This is a genomic window from Pseudoroseomonas cervicalis ATCC 49957 (genome assembly GCF_000164635.1).
Classification (GTDB): Bacteria; Pseudomonadota; Alphaproteobacteria; order Acetobacterales; family Acetobacteraceae; genus Pseudoroseomonas; species Pseudoroseomonas cervicalis.
The window spans coordinates 1-1,513 of the sequence record NZ_GG770985.1 but is presented as its reverse complement, the minus strand read 5'-3'; the positions used below and the strand labels follow the sequence as shown (position 1 = coordinate 1,513).

2 protein-coding genes are annotated in these 1,513 nt (G+C 70.7%); one reads left to right on the top strand and one right to left on the bottom strand.

Going from position 1 to position 1,513, the window contains the following annotated elements:
• The first annotated feature begins 199 nt into the window (after positions 1–199).
• On the top strand, positions 200–556 hold the full coding sequence (locus tag HMPREF0731_RS20985; protein WP_007006246.1) for a phage holin family protein: 357 nt from the start codon (positions 200–202) through the stop codon (positions 554–556).
• A gap of 60 nt (positions 557–616) precedes the next feature.
• Here HMPREF0731_RS20985 and phbB read toward each other — a convergent pair whose 3' ends face one another.
• Complete coding sequence (gene phbB / locus HMPREF0731_RS20980; RefSeq protein WP_007006245.1) at positions 617–1,339, bottom strand: acetoacetyl-CoA reductase; 723 nt, start codon at positions 1,337–1,339, stop codon at positions 617–619.
• Positions 1,340–1,513: the final 174 nt, after the last annotated feature.

The window sequence follows — 1,513 nt, the reverse complement described above, 5'->3', positions numbered from 1 at the left end:
CCAGCGCCATGCCGGCCGCCGTCATCTGCAGCGGCGGGATGCCCTCCCCCAGCTTGGCCAGCAGGCCCAGGAAGGCCCAGAGCAGGATGGCGCCGATGCCGGCCAGGCTGGCGCGCGCGGCGGCGCTCATCGCCCGGCCGCCCTGGCAACCGGGGGGGCTGCGCGGCGTTGCGCCTGCGCAAGAGAGAAGAGGTCCATCATGGGATTCCTGGCCCGCACCGCGATCACCGCCTTCGCCTTCTGGTGCGCCGCCATGCTGGTGGGCGGCATCAGCTTCAGCGGCCCGTTCAACCTGGTGATCGCCGCCATCGTCTTCGGCGTGGTCAACGCGCTGATCCGGCCGGTGGTGATGCTGCTGTCGCTGCCGCTCAATGTCATCACGCTGGGTCTGTTCACCCTGGTGGTCAATGCCGCCATGCTGGGGCTGACCGCGCTGCTGATGCCGGGCATGCGGGTGGCGAGCTTCGGCGCCGCGTTCCTCGGCGCGCTGGTGGTCGCCATCGTCTCCTGGATCGCCAGCCGCGCGGTGGGCGACGGCGCCCCGGCCACCCGCTGAAGCGCCACCGCCCCGGGGCTCGCGCCCCGGGGCGGTGCCTGTCATCCCGCCGGGGCGGGCTCAGTACATGTGCTGGCCGCCATTGATCGAGAGGGTCGAGCCGGTGATGAAATCGGCCTCGTCGGCGGTCAGGAAGCAGACGCCGCGGGCGATGTCGTCCGCCGTGCCGAGGCGGCCGCGCGGGATGCGCGCCACGATCTTCTGCAGCACGTCCTCCGGCACCGCGCGCACCATCTCGGTATCGACATAGCCGGGGGCGATGGCGTTGACGGTGATGCCGGCGCGCGCGCCCTCCTGCGCCAGCGCCTTGGTGAAGCCGTGGATGCCCGACTTGGCGGCGGCGTAGTTCACCTGGCCATACTGGCCGGCCTGGCCGTTGATCGAGCCGATATTGACGATGCGGCCGAACTTCCGCGCCGTCATGCCCTCCCACACCAGTTTGGCCAGGTTGAAGCAGGAGCCGAGATTGGTGTCGATCACCTCGTCCCACATCTTGCGGTCCATGCGCTTCAGCGTGGCGTCGCGGGTGATGCCGGCATTGTTCACCAGGATCTCGATCGGGCCGTGCTCGGCCTCGATCTTCGCCACGGCAGCCTGACAGGCCGCGTAGTCGGAGACGTCGAACTTGATGGTCGGGATGCCGGTGCGCTCGGTGAAGGCGGCGGCCGCGGCGTCATTGCCGGCATAGGAGGCGACGACCTTGCGCCCCGCCTTGTGCAACTGCTCGCTGATGGCGGCGCCGATGCCGCGCTGCCCGCCGGTGACCAGGGCGAGTCGTGCCATTGACGGTGTCCTCCTTCTGAAGAATGGCGGTGGTGGCAACGCCTTGGGATCGGTTCCCACGGCATCGCATCACAGACGGGCGGCGGGCGCCATCCCTGGCGGGTGCTGCGCCGCCGCCGCCGTTAATCCCCGGCCCCGGCCAGGGGAGCGGAGCCATGCCCGGCCTGGCGCGGC

What these genes read in the sequence shown, in the direction of transcription:
- HMPREF0731_RS20985 (WP_007006246.1), top strand. Translation starts at nt 200, where the DNA reads ATGGGATTCCTGGCCCGCACCGCGATCACCGCCTTCGCCTTCTGGTGC.
- phbB (WP_007006245.1), bottom strand. Translation starts at nt 1,339, where the DNA reads ATGGCACGACTCGCCCTGGTCACCGGCGGGCAGCGCGGCATCGGCGCC.